14 protein-coding genes are annotated in these 15,107 nt (G+C 71.0%); 5 read left to right on the forward strand and 9 right to left on the reverse strand.

Annotated elements, in window-relative coordinates:
* Positions 1–40: 40 nt before the first annotated feature.
* Both ACQP2X_RS09965 and hisF read left to right on the forward strand, forming a co-directional pair.
* Complete coding sequence (locus tag ACQP2X_RS09965; protein ID WP_498695936.1) at positions 41–895, forward strand: EamA family transporter; 855 nt, start codon at positions 41–43, stop codon at positions 893–895.
* A complete protein-coding gene (gene hisF, locus ACQP2X_RS09970; RefSeq protein WP_498695937.1) occupies positions 892–1,653 on the forward strand; it encodes an imidazole glycerol phosphate synthase subunit HisF in 762 nt (253 codons plus the stop codon). The genes ACQP2X_RS09965 and hisF overlap by 4 nt, the downstream gene beginning before the upstream one ends.
* Before the next feature lie 586 nt (positions 1,654–2,239).
* Here hisF and ACQP2X_RS09975 read toward each other — a convergent pair.
* Together ACQP2X_RS09975 and yczE are read right to left on the reverse strand one after the other, a co-directional pair.
* Positions 2,240–2,668: a hypothetical protein gene (locus ACQP2X_RS09975; protein WP_498695938.1), complete on the reverse strand. Its 429-nt coding sequence runs from the start codon at positions 2,666–2,668 to the stop codon at positions 2,240–2,242.
* A 188-nt stretch (positions 2,669–2,856) separates the two neighbouring features.
* Positions 2,857–3,492 (reverse strand): membrane protein YczE, encoded by a 636-nt coding sequence (gene yczE / locus ACQP2X_RS09980; RefSeq protein WP_498695939.1) that lies wholly within the window; start codon positions 3,490–3,492, stop codon positions 2,857–2,859.
* 59 nt (positions 3,493–3,551) lie between these two features.
* On the opposite strand from yczE, the gene yczR reads away from it, so the two are divergent.
* Positions 3,552–5,006: a MocR-like transcription factor YczR gene (gene yczR / locus ACQP2X_RS09985; RefSeq protein WP_498695940.1), complete on the forward strand. Its 1,455-nt coding sequence runs from the start codon at positions 3,552–3,554 to the stop codon at positions 5,004–5,006.
* 7 nt (positions 5,007–5,013) lie between these two features.
* Here the strand turns inward: yczR and ACQP2X_RS09990 are convergent, their stop codons facing one another.
* Together ACQP2X_RS09990 and ACQP2X_RS09995 are read right to left on the reverse strand one after the other, a co-directional pair.
* A complete protein-coding gene (locus ACQP2X_RS09990) occupies positions 5,014–5,466 on the reverse strand; it encodes a pyridoxamine 5'-phosphate oxidase family protein (RefSeq protein WP_498695941.1) in 453 nt (150 codons plus the stop codon).
* A gap of 306 nt (positions 5,467–5,772) precedes the next feature.
* Positions 5,773–6,114: a VOC family protein gene (locus ACQP2X_RS09995; protein ID WP_498695942.1), complete on the reverse strand. Its 342-nt coding sequence runs from the start codon at positions 6,112–6,114 to the stop codon at positions 5,773–5,775.
* Between the two features lie 74 nt (positions 6,115–6,188).
* Between ACQP2X_RS09995 and ACQP2X_RS10000 the strand changes: the two genes are divergently transcribed.
* A complete protein-coding gene (locus ACQP2X_RS10000) occupies positions 6,189–7,061 on the forward strand; it encodes a sigma-70 family RNA polymerase sigma factor (protein WP_498695943.1) in 873 nt (290 codons plus the stop codon).
* 3 nt (positions 7,062–7,064) lie between these two features.
* On the opposite strand, the gene ACQP2X_RS10005 is transcribed toward ACQP2X_RS10000, so the two are convergent.
* The 3 genes from ACQP2X_RS10005 to ACQP2X_RS10015 form a co-directional block, all read right to left on the reverse strand.
* A complete protein-coding gene (locus tag ACQP2X_RS10005; RefSeq protein WP_498695944.1) occupies positions 7,065–8,888 on the reverse strand; it encodes an AMP-dependent synthetase/ligase in 1,824 nt (607 codons plus the stop codon).
* A gap of 155 nt (positions 8,889–9,043) precedes the next feature.
* The gene (locus ACQP2X_RS10010; protein ID WP_498700893.1) at positions 9,044–10,252 is read right to left on the reverse strand and encodes an MFS transporter; all 1,209 of its coding nucleotides are present in this window, start codon (positions 10,250–10,252) and stop codon (positions 9,044–9,046) included.
* A gap of 100 nt (positions 10,253–10,352) precedes the next feature.
* A complete protein-coding gene (locus ACQP2X_RS10015; protein WP_498695945.1) occupies positions 10,353–11,504 on the reverse strand; it encodes a S8 family peptidase in 1,152 nt (383 codons plus the stop codon).
* 110 nt (positions 11,505–11,614) lie between these two features.
* Here ACQP2X_RS10015 and pdxR point away from each other — a divergent pair, with 110 nt between their 5' ends.
* Positions 11,615–13,144: a MocR-like pyridoxine biosynthesis transcription factor PdxR gene (gene pdxR / locus ACQP2X_RS10020; RefSeq protein ID WP_498695946.1), complete on the forward strand. Its 1,530-nt coding sequence runs from the start codon at positions 11,615–11,617 to the stop codon at positions 13,142–13,144.
* Here the strand turns inward: pdxR and ACQP2X_RS10025 are convergent.
* Together ACQP2X_RS10025 and ACQP2X_RS10030 are read right to left on the reverse strand one after the other, a co-directional pair.
* Positions 13,036–14,316 carry an APC family permease gene (locus tag ACQP2X_RS10025; RefSeq protein ID WP_498695947.1) on the reverse strand — a complete coding sequence of 427 codons (1,281 nt, stop codon included), beginning with the start codon at positions 14,314–14,316 and terminating at the stop codon, positions 13,036–13,038. The two genes, pdxR and ACQP2X_RS10025, sit on opposite strands and share 109 nt — an antisense overlap.
* A gap of 67 nt (positions 14,317–14,383) precedes the next feature.
* Entirely contained in the window at positions 14,384–15,001 is a 618-nt protein-coding gene (locus ACQP2X_RS10030; RefSeq protein WP_498695948.1) for a TIGR03085 family metal-binding protein, read from the reverse strand.
* Positions 15,002–15,107 lie beyond the last annotated feature (106 nt).

Genomic DNA, 15,107 nt, shown 5'->3' on the forward strand with positions numbered 1-15,107 from the left:
CTCGATGGTGCTTAACGGTTTCGGCGGCCAGGCTCGATCCATGAGACCACGCGACATCGGGATCGCGGTCGCCGTCACCGCCGTCTGGGGCTTCAACTTCGTGGTGATCGAGACCGGGCTCGACCATTTCCCGCCGCTGATGTTCAACGCGCTGCGCTTCACCCTGGCCGCGTTCCCCGCCGTGCTGTTCGTGGGCCGCCCGCAGGTGCCGTGGCGCTGGATCATCGCGGTCGGCCTGATCCTGGGCGTCACGAAGTTCTCGCTGCTGTTCGCGGGCATGGCGGCCGGGATGCCGGCCGGCCTGAGCTCGCTGGTGCTGCAGAGCCAGGCCGTCTTCACGCTCGGCTTCGCGGTGTTGTTCCTGCGGGAGCGGCCCCGGGGCGTACAACTGGGCGGTCTGCTCTTGTGTGTGGCCGGCGTGGCCCTGGTCGCCACCCGGATGGGCACGAACCTGGGCGCGTTCCTGCTGATCGTCGGCGCGGGCGCGGCGTGGGGCCTGTCGAACATAGCCACCCGCAAGGCGTCCCCGCCGGACACGCTGCGCTTCATGGTCTGGGTGAGCGCGGTCGCGGCGGGCCCGCTGATCCTGCTGACGCTGGCGTCGTCCGAGGACGTCTCCGCGCTGCGCGCGTTCGACATGGAGGCGGTCTGGGCTCTGGCGTACGTCGCGCTGATCTCGACGCTCGCGGCGTTCGCGGGCTGGGGTTTCCTGCTTCGCGTGTACGGCGCCAGCACAGTGGCCCCGTTCTCCATGCTGGTCCCGTTCTTCGGCATGGCGTCGGCCTGGCTGTTCCTGGACGAGCACCTCCACATGGTCGACGTGGCGGGCGGCACGCTGGTGGTGGGCGGCATCCTGCTGGGCCTGAAGAAGCCCTTGGTTAGGGTGAACGCATGACAGTTGCGGTGCGCGTGATCCCCTGCCTCGACGTGGACGCGGGCCGGGTGGTCAAGGGCGTCAACTTCGTGGACCTGCGCGACGCCGGCGACCCGGTGGAGTTGGCGGCGGCCTACGACGAGGCGGGCGCCGACGAGCTGACGTTCCTGGACGTGACGGCATCATCCGCGGGCCGCGGCACAATGCTGGACGTGGTCCGCCGCACAGCCGAGTCGGTCTTCATCCCCCTGACGGTGGGAGGCGGCGTCCGCTCGGTGGACGACGTGGACGTCCTGCTGAGAGCGGGCGCCGACAAGGTGGGCGTGAACACGGCCGCGATCGCCCGCCCCGCGTTGATCAGCGAGATCGCCCAGCGTTTCGGCAACCAGGTGCTGGTCCTCTCCCTGGACGTGCGCCGGGCAGCCGACCAGCCGAGCGGCTGGGAGGTGACCACACACGGAGGCCGCCGGAGCGCCGGCCTGGACGCCATCGAGTGGGCCCGCACGGTGGCCAACCTGGGAGCAGGAGAGATCCTCCTGAACTCGATGGACGCCGACGGCACGAAGGCAGGCTTCGACCTGGACTTGATCGCCGCGGTGAGAGCAGTGGTGGACATCCCGGTCATCGCCAGCGGCGGCGCCGGAAAGGTCTCCCACTTCGCCCCCGCAGTGTCCGCGGGCGCCGACGCGGTACTGGCCGCAAGCGTCTTCCACTTCGGCGACCTGACCATCGGCGAGGTAAAGGAAAGCCTACGAGAAGCGGGAAATCCGGTCCGCTAGGCAACCTTTCTGTAACGCGCACAGTCGTCCTTCAGTGGCCATTTCCGAAATCCGTGGATTTCACCGCCGGATCCGCTCTCGCGGAAACATATTAAGCTGCTGAAATCTCCTGACCAATTATCCCACCGGCAGCCACGCAAAGCCATCCCGAAATAGCAACTAACTAAAGGCCACGACGGGGCAAATCAAAGGCCCCGCTATGCCGCCGTTCAGGCACACCGCACCGCCGCCCTACAGCAGCCAGTCCAAACCACCCGGAGACCGCAACCCGGGCGTGAAGGCGCGCCCCGCGCCTGGCCTTCGTGGTGATCAGGCGGGATCAGCGACGGTCGCAACCCGGGCGTGAAAGCGCGCCCCGCGCCTCACTTCCGTGGTGATCAAGCGGGACCAGCGGCGGCCGCAACTCGGGGTGTGAGAGCGCCCCCGCGCCTGGTGATAAAGCCCGTCCAGCCGGCCGCCGTAACTCAGGTGTGAAAGCACGCCCCCGACCGGCTGGCCGCCGTAACCCGGGTGTGAAAGCGCGGCGATCAAGCCCGACCCGCCGACCGCCGTAACTCGGGTATGAAAGCGCCGCCAGGCCCTGGCCTCAGCGCCCGTCGGCCAACCGGATGCTGTACTCCCGAACCGCGGTCGCGTACGTCTGCTCGTCCAGCGTCCAGTCCGATTCCCCAGGAGTGGCCGCCCTGTTCAACTGCGCCTGCAATGTCATCACCGCCGACGACAACCCGCTGAACGGCCTCGTCCGCCACAACTGCTCGCCGGCCGGCGCCACCTCGACCAGGTCGTCCTCGACCACGATCAAACCGGCCCCGGCCAGGCGCCTCACCGACTCCTGCAAGTCGTCTCGGCTGGGGACGCTGTGGTGCAGGAAGTCGGCCGCCGCCAGCAGATCGGCAAGGCTTGCCCCGGTCACCGGTAGGGCCGCGTGCATCGCCCGGTCGCGCTCGAGGCGCTCGGCGATGACCGCGGACACGAAGATCCAAGCGTCGTTCCACTGCCAGCTGCCCGCCCCCATGCGGCAATGATGCCGCGACACCCGTGTCCCCGGAAGCGGATGTGTCGCGATGATCACAAGACTGTGATGCAACGGGCGGACTGCAAAACCGAATCAGCGGGGCATATCACGCCGTCCAATACGGACACATCACCCTAAGGCGTACGACCGGTGAGTGAGTGTGTATGAACCCGGATGAGTGACGCGACTCAATGGGCCAGCACGGGCCGTTCGGCGCCGCCGGGGACCGTGCACAGGGGCAGGAACAACTGCACCAGAGGGCCGATGGCCAGGGCGTACGCGATGGTCCCGATGCCCACCGTGCCGCCCAGGAAGAAGCCGACGGTCAAGACCGACAGTTCGATTGATGTACGGACCAGACGGACCGACAGGCGTGCGAACCGGCCCACCACACCCGTCATCAGGCCGTCGCGTGGTCCGGGCCCGAACCGGCTGCCGATGTACAGGCCGGTGGCCAGGCCGTTCAGCAGGATCCCGCCGACCAGGTAGCCGACCCGGGCCGGGATCGTCCCGCCCGCCGGCAGCACCGCCAGGGCGCCGTCGACCGCGAACCCCACCACGACCAGGTTGGCCACCGTGCCGAAGCCGGGGCGCTGCCGCAGCGGGATCCACAGCAGGAGCACAGGAACGCCGACCAGGATGACGATCCAGCCGAAGCTGACGCCGGTGGCCTCGGACAGGCCCTGGTGGAAGACGTCCCACGGGTTGAGCCCGAGGGCCGACTCGACCATGAAGGCCATGCTGACGCCGTACAGGACGAGGCCGGTGAAGAGCTGGACGGTCCGCCGGGTGAGACGACGATCTCGGTTGCCACGTGGTTGCACGGGTGCCAGTCTGAAGGCCAATTAGGGTGTGCTGAAGTGCCAATTCGCCGGAGGTGGATGTGACGACGACGATTCGCGGGGGCCAATTGGGCCGTCTGCTCGGGCAGTGGCATTCCCTGCCGGGCCGTCACCGCAGTCCCGACTACGCCGCCCTGGCCGGAGCCGTGCGGGGCCTGCTGGCCGACGGGCGACTGCCTCTGGGCGTACGGATGCCGGCCGAACGCGAATTGGCGGAGGCGCTCGCGGTGAGCCGCACGACGGTCTCGGCCGCGTATCGGACCCTGCGGGAGAGTGGCCATCTGACCAGCCGCCGGGGCGCCGGAAGCTGGACCACCCTGCCGCAGGGCCATCGGGTCGCGCCGTCGGGTCTGTGGGCCGCCGGCGACGACCAGGACGTGATCGACCTGGGTGTGGCCGCCTCGGCCGCCCCCGCCGAGCTCGTGACGGCCGCGCACGACGCCGCCTCCGACCTGCCGCGCTACCTGGGCAGCGCCGGCTATCACCCGACCGGCCTGGGCGAGCTCCGCGAGGCGGTGGCGGCCGGCTACGCCGAGCGGGGTGTGCCGACCTCGGCCGAGCAGATCCTCATCACCGGAGGCACCCAGCAGGCCCTCGACCTGGTGCTGCGCCTGTCGGTGCCGGCCGGTTCGCCCGTGCTGGTGGAGGCGCCGACCTATCCGAACGCGCTGGCCGCGCTCTCGGCCCGCCGGGCCCGCCTCAGCACCCACGGCCTGGACACGGCCACCGGCTGGGACGGCGAGATGCTGCTGGGCGCGCTGCGCCAGACCCGCCCTCGCGTCTCGTACGTCATCCCCGAGTTCCACAACCCGACCAGCCACCTGATGACCACCGACCTGCGCGAACGCCTGGTGGCCACGGCACACGCGACCGGCACCGAGCTGATCGTCGACGAGTCCTTCGTCGACCTGCCCTTGGACGACCAGGAGATGCCCCCACCGGTGGCCGTCTTCGACCGGCACAGCCGGGTGGTGTCGATCGGCGGCATGAGCAAGGCCTACTGGGGCGGCCTGCGCATCGGCTGGGTGCGCGCGTCGGCCCCGCTGGTGCAGCGCCTGGCCGCCATCCGCGTCGGCGTCGACATGGCCAGCCCCGTCCTGGAGCAGCTGGTCGCCGTCCGCCTCATGCATCAGGCCACCCAGATCGTGAAGGCCCGCCGCGAAGAACTCCGCATCCAGCGCGACGCCCTGGTCACGGCCCTGCGGACCGCCCTGCCGGAGTGGAGCTTCGTGCTGCCGGCCGGCGGCGTCTCCCTCTGGGCCGAACTGGACGGCCCGATCTCCAGCGCCCTGTCCCGAGCCGCCGAGGACGTGGGCGTCCGCCTCGCCCCCGGCCCCCGCTTCGGCCTGGACGGCACCTTGGAGCGTTTCCTGCGCCTGCCTTTCACCCTCCCCGCCGAAGACCTGATCGAGGCCGTACGCCGGATCGCCACCGTCCGTCACGACCTGGACCGGGCGACGTCCCCGTCCTGGCGCTCCCCAACGGTGATCGCCTGACGAGACGTCAGACGAGCCAGACCCCGTCCCGCATGAGGGTGCGGCCGGCCAGCTCGTTCACCTCCCGCCACGCTTGAACACGCTCCGGGCGCAACACGAGAAAAGCGTAGGAGTCCCCAGCCGTACGGGGATCCCAGTCGTTCTGATCGGCGTAGGCCTCACCGGCCCGCCCCGACTCGGCGACCGGAATCGCTTTCTCCAAGACAGCATCGATCAGTACGACATCACGGGTCCCCCCGAGCGCGACCCGGGCCCGCCCGTGCGCGGCGAGGTTGCGCCCGGTGGGCGACCCGGTGTCGGTGGCCAGCAGCACCCGGTCCTCGAACCAGGCGATGGTCAGCGGAACGAGATAGGGCTCGTCACCATCGGCCGTAGCCACCCAGGCGTCGGCCACCGGCGCCGCGAGTTTTGCCAGCACATCCGCCTTGCGCTCGGCCGGCGACCGGGGTTTCTCAGCCATCGCAGTCCTCCTCGACTCGCGCTCTTTCTACCAGCCCCCTACGACACTTTCGGCCCGCCGCGAAGAGGGCGCCGCAGCGACGGCCGGCCGGCTGGAGGTTGAAAATCCGACGCCGCCCGGCCAAGCGGCCAGCGGGTTGGAAAAGGCGAGTGGACGGCGGCCAGCCATGTGAAGGGCGGGGAAGGCAAGGCGGGGAAGGCAGGGCGGGGAAGGCAGGGCGGGGAGGGCGAGAAGGGCGGGCGGGGAAAGCCGGGCCGGGAAGGTGGGCGCGGGGCGGGCGCGGTCAGGCGGCGCCCCGCGTGCCTCTTACTCGGTTGCGCCCTGGAACAAGCCGAACACGTTGCCGTCCGTGTCGCGCAGCGTGGCGGTCAGGCCGCCTCCGCCCACGTCCTTCGCGGGCTGCTCCAGCGTGGCGCCGGTGGCCGTCAACGACTTGATGGTCGCCTCGATGTCGGGGACGTGGTAGTACGTGATCGGGCCCGCGGCCACGTCGCCGTGGGGGTTCAGGCCGATCTCGGGGGCGCCTTCCGGGCGGAAACCCACGTAGTACGGCTCGTCCATGTAGGGCGGCGTGCCCAGCAACGCCGTGTAGAGCGCCTTCGCCGCGCCGAGGTCCTTGACCGGGATGGTGATCGTACGGATGGGCATGGTTCCTCCTCTGTCACAGCGGACCGGGGCGGCCCGTCACAACGTATGACGGGTGCCGAACGAGAGGTGTGACGATGAGCGAACTGGATCTGCTGGCGCAGCGCTTCGAGGCCGACCGGGCGCATCTGCGCGCCGTCGCCCAGCGCATGCTCGGTTCGGCCGACGAAGCCGACGACGCCGTCCAGGAGACCTGGGTGCGCCTGAGCCGCAGCGACACCAGCGACGTGGGCAACCTGACCGGCTGGCTGACGACCGTCGTCTCCCGGGTCTGCCTCGACATGCTGCGCTCGCGGGCGTCGCGGCGTGAGGACCAGACCGAGATTCCCCCGACGACGTACGACGACGAGCCCGGCCCCGAACAGCAGGCGCTTCTCTCCGACGCCATCGGGCCCGCCCTGTTGCTCGTTCTCGACACGCTCGGGCCGAGCGAGCGTCTCGCCTTCGTCCTGCACGACATGTTCGCCGTGCCTTTTCCGGAGATCGCCGAGATCGTCGGGTGTACGCCGGCGGCCGCGCGCCAGCTGGCCAGCCGCGCCCGGCGGCGGGTGCGGGGCGAGCAGGTCCCGGACGACGACGGCACCGACCGGCGGCGGGCCGTCGTGAGCGCCTTTCTGACCGCCGCCCGGGCCGGCGACTTCAGCGCCCTGCTCACCCTGCTCGACCCCGATGTCGTGCTGCGGGCCGACCCCGAGGCCGTCAAGATCGGGGCGACCGCCGTGCTGACCGGCGCCGGCGAGGTGGCCGGACGCTTCAACGGCGGCGCCCAGTCGGCGCGTCTCGCCTTCCTCGACGGCGAGCCGGGCCTGGTCTGGGCCGTCGGCGGTCAGGTCCGCGTGGCTTTCGTCTTCGCCTTCGAGGGCGACCGGGTCAGCCGGATCGACCAGTTGGCCGATCCGGCCGCCATCGGGGCGATGAGCATCGACATCCGCCCCAACAAGGAGCTCTGATGGTCAGATCTGGGCGAGCGACCCGGCGTACATCTGGTCGATCTGCTCGGCGAAGTTGGTCTCGACCGAGCGGCGCTTGATCTTCATGGAGGGGGTGATCTCGCCGGCCTCGATGCTCAGGTCGCGGGGGAGGATCGCGAACTTCTTGATCGTCTCCCAGCGGTTGAGCTTGCCGTTGAGCTCCTGGATGTAGCCGTCGATCATCTGCTGGGTCTCGGGGGCGCAGCAGATGTCCTGGTAGCTCTTGCCGGCCAGCGGGCCGCTGGCGGCCCAGCCCTTGATCGCGTCCTCGTCGAGCGAGATCAGCATGGTCACGAAGTTGCGGGCCTGGCCGATGACGACGGCCTGCGACGTGTACGGGCAGACCGCCTTGAACATGCCCTCGATCGCGGACGGGGCGATGTATTTGCCGCCGGACGTCTTGACCAGGTCTTTCTTGCGGTCGGTGACCCGGAGGAAGCCGTCGGCGTCGAGCTCGCCGATGTCGCCGGTGCGCAGGAAGCCGTCCTCGGTGAACGCCTCGGACGTCTCCTTGGGCAGGTTGTGATAGCCGCGCATGACCGGGGCGCCGCGCAGCAGCACCTCGCCGTCGGTGTCGATGCGGCACTCGAGGTCGCCCAGGGGCAGGCCGACCGTGCCGATCTTGAGCTTGTCGAGGCGGTTGACGAAGTTGGCCGCGCTGCTCTCGGTGAGGCCGTAGCCCTCCATGATCGGGAGGTTGGCGGCCGCGAAGAACTCGGCGATGTCGCGGCTGAGCGGGGCCGAGCCGCTGACCAGCACGCGCAGGCGGCCACCGAGCTTGGTCTGCAGCTTGCTGAAGACCAGGCGCTCGGCCACCGCGAACTTGAGCTTGAGCCCACCCGGTAGCGGCTTGCCGGCCTGCTCGAGCGCGACCTTCTGCTTGCCGACCCCGACGGCCCAGTGGAAGATCTTGGCCTTGGCCCCGCCGCCTTCCAGGGCCGTGGTCACCGTCTTGTTGTAGACCTTCTCGAAGATGCGGGGAGCGGCGCACATCAGCGTCGGCTGGACCACCGCGAGCATGTCGACCAGCTTGTCGACGCGGCCGTCGACATAAGTCGGCACGCCCACGTGGATGATGCCGCAGAGCAGCGTCTTGCCGAACGAGTGCGACAGCGGCAGCCAGAGATATTGCAGGTCGGTCGACTCGAACAGGCCGAGGCCCTGCTGGGCGACGCCCTCCCAGGTCCACCCGGCGTGCAGCAGCTGCACGCCCTTGGGCCGGCCGGTGGTGCCCGAGGTGTAGATGAGGGTGGCGAGGTGGTCGGGGTTGATGCCCTCGACAACCTCGGCGATCAGGTTCGGCTTGTCGCGCAGGACGGCGGCGCCGCGCTCCTCGAGCTCGGTCAGCGTCAGCTGGGGCGGGGTCGCGCCGGCGTCGGCCGGGCCGTCGATGATGACGACGTGGGTGACGGCGGTGTCGACGCCCGAGATCTTCAGGGCCTGCTTGGCGTTCTCGGCGATCAGCACCTTGGACCCGGAGTCGGCCACGATGTAGCTCGCGTCCTCGGGCTCGGTGGTCGGGTAGACCGTGGTGGTGGCCGCGCCCGCGCAGTTGATGCCCAGGTCGGCAAGCACCCACTCGAACCGGGTGCCGGAGAGGATGGCGACCCTGTCCTCGAGGCCCACGCCGAGCTCGCGCAGGCCCGCCGCGATCGCCGTCGCCCGCTCGCCGACCTGCGCCCACGTGTGCCAGACCATGCCGCTGTCGTCGGCGTTGGGCACGGCGAAGGCCTGACCGTTCGGAGTCGCGGCCACCCGTTTGAAGAACATGTCGGGGATCGACCGGTACGGGACCTCGAGAGCCATCGGCGCCGCCTTCAGATGCAGGAACGGGGGAGTTAACGAACTTGTTACCGCAGAGTATTGGTGACGGGGCGGGAGGGCTAGTGGCACGGCGCCTCACATCGATTCTATCGACCGGGAGGCCAGGTCGTCTCACAGCGTGAAACCGGCGAGTAACTCTAGGAGCCGGTCTCCCGGAGGGCGGGCGCGAGCGAGGCGGTGACCGCCGAGACGGCGACGACCGTGGCGAAGGCCAGGATGGCCAGGCGGGGGCCGCCGGCGGTGACGAGCAGGCCGGCGAGCAGGGGCGCGGCCGCGGCGGCGGACATGGCGGCCATGAAGATCACGCTGAGGACGCGGCCCTGGAGGGCGTCGGGGGTGATCGCCGCCTGGTGGGCGAAGAGCGCCGCGTTGCAGGCCGGCCCGGCGAAGACCGCCAGGGCGACCGGGGCCGCCGTGGCCACGCCGATGGCCGGGACCGCGCTGACCGTCAGGAAGGCGAAGGAGGCCCAGCACAGGGAGCGGATCAGCCGCGTGAACGGCAGCCAGCGGAGCAGCGCCGGCGCGGCCAGCGCGCCGAGCAGGCCGCCGGCGCCGACGATGGTCTCGGTCAGGCCGATGACGCCGGGCGGCGTGCCCTGGTCCTGGAGGGTCACGATGATCGTGAAGATCGTCCCGGTGAGGGCGAGGTTCAGCGGGGCCGCGACGATCAGCACCGAGCGCAGGAACGCGTTGGTGAAGACGAACCGAAGGCCCTCGGCCAGGGCCTCGAGGTGGCTGCCGGGCCGGTGCCGGGCGGTCTGCATGGGCTTGCGGATGAGGGCGACGCCGATCAGCGAGGCCAGGTACGACACCGCGTTGCCGACGAAGGGCAGGGCGTGGGTGATGCCGAAGAGCAGGCCGCCGAGCGGGGGACCGGCGAGCGAGGTGCCGTAGCTGCGGGCCTCGTTGCGGGCCACCGCCGCCGGCAGGTGCGGCACGGGGACCAGGCTGCGCAGGGCGGCGTGCTCGGTGGTGTTGAAGAAGGCGCCGCAGACCGCGTCGATCACCGCCACCACGATGATCGTGGCGAGGCTGGCGTGCCCGGCCACGACGGCCACGGCCAGCGCCGCGAACGCGATGAGCCGGACGATGTCGCAGGCCAGCAGGGCCGTGCGGCGGTTGATCTGGTCGGCCAGGACGCCGGCCGGCAGGCGGCAGGCGAGCTTGGTGACCTGGGCGGCGGTGCCGACGGCGCCGGCCTGCACGGCCGAGCCGGTCACCTCGAGCACGAGCAGCGGGACGGCGAGCTGGGCGATCGTCGCCCCCAGGTCGGACAAAGTCTGACTTGTCCACAGGAGATTGAACTCGCGGTTGCGCCAGAGGCTCGGCACTGTCCGCGATTCCATGGTCACCCAACGCAGGATATGTACTGCATTCCATATTCCGCACGAGCCCGGCCCGCGCTGATCCGCGGGCCGGGTGTCGGGACGTACGAAAAGGAAGGGTTTAAGGGGCCAGGTAGAGAAGGCGGTTGGGGGAGTTCGTGCCGGCGCTCGTGACCACGCCCGTCGTGGCGCCGTTGACCAGGCTGTCGCGCACCTGGGCCGGGGTGAGGCTCGGGCTGCCGGAGAGGACCCGGGCGGCCGCGCCGGCGACGTGCGGGCTGGCCATCGACGTGCCGCTGATCGTGTTGGTCGCGGAATTCGACGTGTACCAGTCCGAGGTGATCGACGAGCCCGGGGCGAAGATGTCCAGGCAGCTGCCGTAGTTGGAGTAGCTGGCGCGCGCGTCGGTGCTGGTGGTGGCGCCGACCGTGATGGCCGCGGCGACCCGGGCCGGCGACGAGTTGCAGGCGTTGGCGTTGGAGTTGCCGGCGGCCAGGGCGTAGGTGACGCCCGAGGTGATCGACCGGGAGACGGCGCTGTCGAGGGTGCTGCTGACGCCGCCGCCGAGGCTCATGTTGGCCACCGCGGGCTTGACCGCGTTGGTGGTGACCCAGTTGACGCCCGCGATGACGCCGGCCGTGGTGCCGCTGCCCGAGCAGTTGAGCACGCGGACGCCGACCAGGCGGACCTGCTTGGCGACGCCGTAGGTGGTGCCGCCGACCGTGCCCGCCACGTGGGTGCCGTGACCGTTGCAGTCGACGCCGCCGGAGCCGACCGCGTCGTAGCCGAACGAGGCCCGGCCGCCGAAGTCGCTGTGCGTGTAGCGGATGCCGGTGTCGATGACGTACGCGGTGACGCCCGAGCCGGTCGTCGTGTACGAGTACGTGGTGCTCAGTGGACGGTTGCGCTGGTCGATGCGGTCGAGACCCCAGGTCGCGTTGGCCTGCGTGGCCAGCAGCGAGACCGTCTGGTTCTGCTCGACGTACTCGACGTCGGGGCTCGCCGCGAGGCGCTTGGCCTGATAGGCGGTCATGCCGGCCTCGTACGCGTTTATCGTGCCGAAGCTCTGGCGTACCTGGCCTCCGAAGCTCGTGGCCAGCGTCGCCGGCGACTTGGCGCCGGCCTTGAGGACCACGATGTAGCTGCCGGGCACCGCGGTGGCCGTGCCGTCCAGGCGGATCTCGCCGGTGGCGGCGGCCGCGGCCGGGGTGGCCGTCGCGGCCGCGGTGATCGCGGCGAGTACGCCCGCGATCAGGATGCGTCTCTTCGCCATGCGCTGTCCTCTCTCGGCCCCGTGATATTGACGAGTGCCAATTAGTCTATACGGAGGGTCACCGTGTGGCGGCATATCGTATGGGCCATATCGGGGCCCAGAATGTGCTGGTGGATCTGATCATTCCGCCCGGCGGGAACAAGACCGTGGCCGTCTATCGCGCGCTGCGGGAGGCCATTGTGGACGGCAGGTTGCCACCCGGATCGCGGCTGCCGGCGACCCGGGTCCTCGCCGCCGATCTCGGGATCGCGCGGGGAAGCGTCGCGGGCGCCTACGAGCGCCTCGCCGCCGAGGGCTATCTGGACGCTCGGGTCGGGGCGGGAACTTTCGTCGCTTTCACGCCGACAAGTCGAACACCCCGGCGCGAGGGTGGTTCGCTGAAGCCGCGGCGCGGATGGGCCTTCGCGCCACTGCCGACGAGTGGGGGCGCGCCACCGCCGCGCTACGACTTCCGGGTCGGCATCCCCGACGCCGGGCTCTTCCCGTTCGACGCCTGGCGGCGCCTGCTGGTCGCCGAGACCCGGCTGCGGGCCAACAGCCTGGGCACGTACGCGGAACCGTCCGGCCACCCGGCCCTGCGCGAGGCGATCGCCCGCTATCTCGGCGTGGCCCGGGGCGTGCGGGCGAGCGCGGCCGACATGGTGATCACCAACGGGACGCAGCACGCCCTCGACCTGATCGGCCGGGTGCTGATCACGCCGGGCGACGTGGTCGCGGTCGAGGACCCGGGCTATCCACCGGCCCGGCGCCTGTTCGCCTCGCTGGGCGCCCGGGTCGCCCCCGTGCCGGTCGACGCCGAGGGTCTGGTCGTCTCGGCGATCCCGTCGTCGTCCACCGTGGTCTACACGACGCCGTCGCATCAGTTCCCGCTCGGCCGGGCGATGAGCGCGGCCCGCCGCCGCGAGCTGCTCGACTGGGCCGGCCGCCGGTCGGTGGCGATCGTCGAGGACGACTACGACAGCGAGTTCCGCTTCCTGTCGCGCCCGCTGGAGCCGCTCTACAGCCTCGACACCGCGGGCCGGGTGCTTTACGCCGGCACGTTCTCCAAGAGCATGCTCCCGTCACTGCGCACCGGCTTTCTGCTCACCCCGCCCGGTCTGCGCGACGCGCTGGTCGCCGCCCGGCAGATGGGCGACGGGCACGGCCAGCCCGCCGTGCAGGCCGCGCTGGCCCGCTTCATCGACGACGGCCAACTGGCCCGGCACGTGCGCAAGGCCGGCAAGGCCTACGCCGTGCGGCACCGCAGGCTCGTCGCCGCGCTGATGTCCACCCCCGGTCTCGAGGCGATCCCGTCCGCCGCCGGCCTGCACCTGGCCGCGGTCACCCCCGTCGACTCGACCGCGGTGACCAGGGCGGCCGCGCGAGCCGGGATCGGCCTCGACGACCTGCGCACCTACTTCGCCACCCCGTCCACCGGTGCCGTCGGCCCGTCCACCGGCTTCGCCACCCCGTCCACCGGTGCCGTCGGCCCGTCCACCGGCTTCGCCACCCCGTCCACCGGTGCCGTCGGCCCGTCCACCGGCTTCGCCGATCAGTCCACCGGGCAGACCGGTCTCGTGTTCGGGTTCGGTGCGGCCGACCCGTCGCTGATCGGCGAGGGGATGGCGCTGCTGGCCGGCATCTTGGAGCGCCACGCCTGATAGGCGATCGCGCCCGCCGCGACGACCAGGCTGAGCAGCGCCGGCGGCCCGGTCAGCCCGAGCAGCGCGACCACGGCCACGAACGCCACAGCGGCCACCGCCCGCTGCCGGCCGGCCAGCAGCTTGACCGCGGCCGCCGTGCCGATCACGTAGACCAGCGTGAAGCAGCCGGTGACCAGCAGCATCATCGTGTGCAGGTCGATCGGGAGCACGACCGAGACCAGGCTGCCGAGCAACACCGCGAGCAGCGCCTTGCGCGGCGTGCCGAACGGCTTCGCCGGCAGTGCCCCGTCGCGGGCCAGCGCCGCCCCCAGCTGCGACGACCCGGCGAAGTAGGCGTTCACCGCACCGGCCGTCAGCAGCAGGGCCACCACCGCCGTGAGCGCCCGCACCGGGCCGCCCACGCCGGCCGCGAGCAGGTCGGCCAGCGGCGCCTGGCTGTCGCCGAGCGCCGGCCCGAGCACCAGCACGCTGGTGACGGCCACGGCCAGGTAGAGCGCGCCGACCACCACGACCGCGATCGCCGTGGCCCGCGGCACGTCGCGGCGGGGATCGCGGTATTGCCCGGACAGTGACGACACCGCCTCCCAGCCGGCGAAACCCCAGATCAGCACGGCCACGGCCGTGCCCACGCCGGCCCAGCCGTGCGGCGTGAACGGCGTCATGTTCCCCCACCGGGCATGCGGCAGCGCGGTGATCACCGTGAGGAGCAGCAGCACGGCGAGCGTGCCGGTGAGCGCGAGCTGGGCCCGGCCCGAGACCCGCAGGCCGAACCAGTTCATCACCGCGACCGTGCCGACCACGGCCAGGAACGTGCCGAGCACGGTGGCCCGGCCGCCACCGACCACGTCGGCCACATAGCCACCGGCGAACGCGGCGGCTGCCGGCGCGCCGAGCGGCACCGCGAAGAAGAAGCACCAGCCGACGGCCGCCGCCGCCCGGGGCCCGAACGCGAGCCGGACGAATGTGGAGACGCCGCCGGCGTCGGGATGTCGGGCCCCGAGCGCCGCGAAGGTCCAGGCCAGGGGCGCCGAGAGCGCGATCAGCGCGGCCCAGGCGACCAGCGAGGCGGGGCCGGCGACATCGGCGGCCAGGGCGGGCAGGGAGATCACGCCGGTGCCGAGCACGGCACCGATGCTGAGGGCGGTGCCCTGGGCCACGGAAAGCTTCATGGCGAGAACGGTAGGCGGGGATTGGCTCGCCCGCGTAGGCCAATCGAGCCCTGATCAGTTGGGCCAATCAGAGCCCGAAACGTCCGTCCCGGAGCGCGGCCTCGTCGCCGGTCACGGTCACCCGGGCGGCATCCTTGCGGCCGGTGAGAAAGAGCGCGATCTCACCAGGATCTCCCGACAAGGTGGCCACCGGAGCTTCGCCGACGGTGAAGGAGCCGAAGCCGTCGGAGCGGATCTCCACCGACAACCGGGCCCGCCGCAGGGCCAGCTTGCCGGTCATCCGCACGGCCTTCCACAAGGCCGCCTGCTCGCCCGGGGAGAGGGAGCGCGGCGTCCACGAGGATTGCGCCCGCCGCACGTCCTCATGGTGGATGAAGAACTCGACCACATTCGTCACCTCGTCCAGCAACGGGTTGCTGACCGGGCTCCACCACGGCGGCGTTCGCAATTCGGAGATCACTTTTTCGTACGGCTGGGAAGCCTTGGCCAACCGCACGCGTTCACCGTGACCGTGCAGGGGCGGCAGGAGGATGCCGGCCGAGGCGTCGGGCCGCCGGTCGCGTACCACGAGATGAGCCGCGAGATCGCGGGTCGTCCATCCGGTGCAGAGCGTGGGCTGGTCCGGTCCGAGCGAAAGCAGCAGGTCGGCGAGGAGCCGGCGTTCGCTCCGGGCATAGGCGGTCACGAACGTGATCGTAGACACATTGTCGTACCTGTGAACGAACGGCGCCCGTTCGGCAGGATGGGGAAGTAAGGCCGGAACCCCCGGCGAACACTTACCAGTCAGGTAG

It is taken from the genome of Actinoplanes sp. CA-131856 (assembly GCF_050956135.1).
Lineage (GTDB): Bacteria > Actinomycetota > Actinomycetes > Mycobacteriales > Micromonosporaceae > Actinoplanes.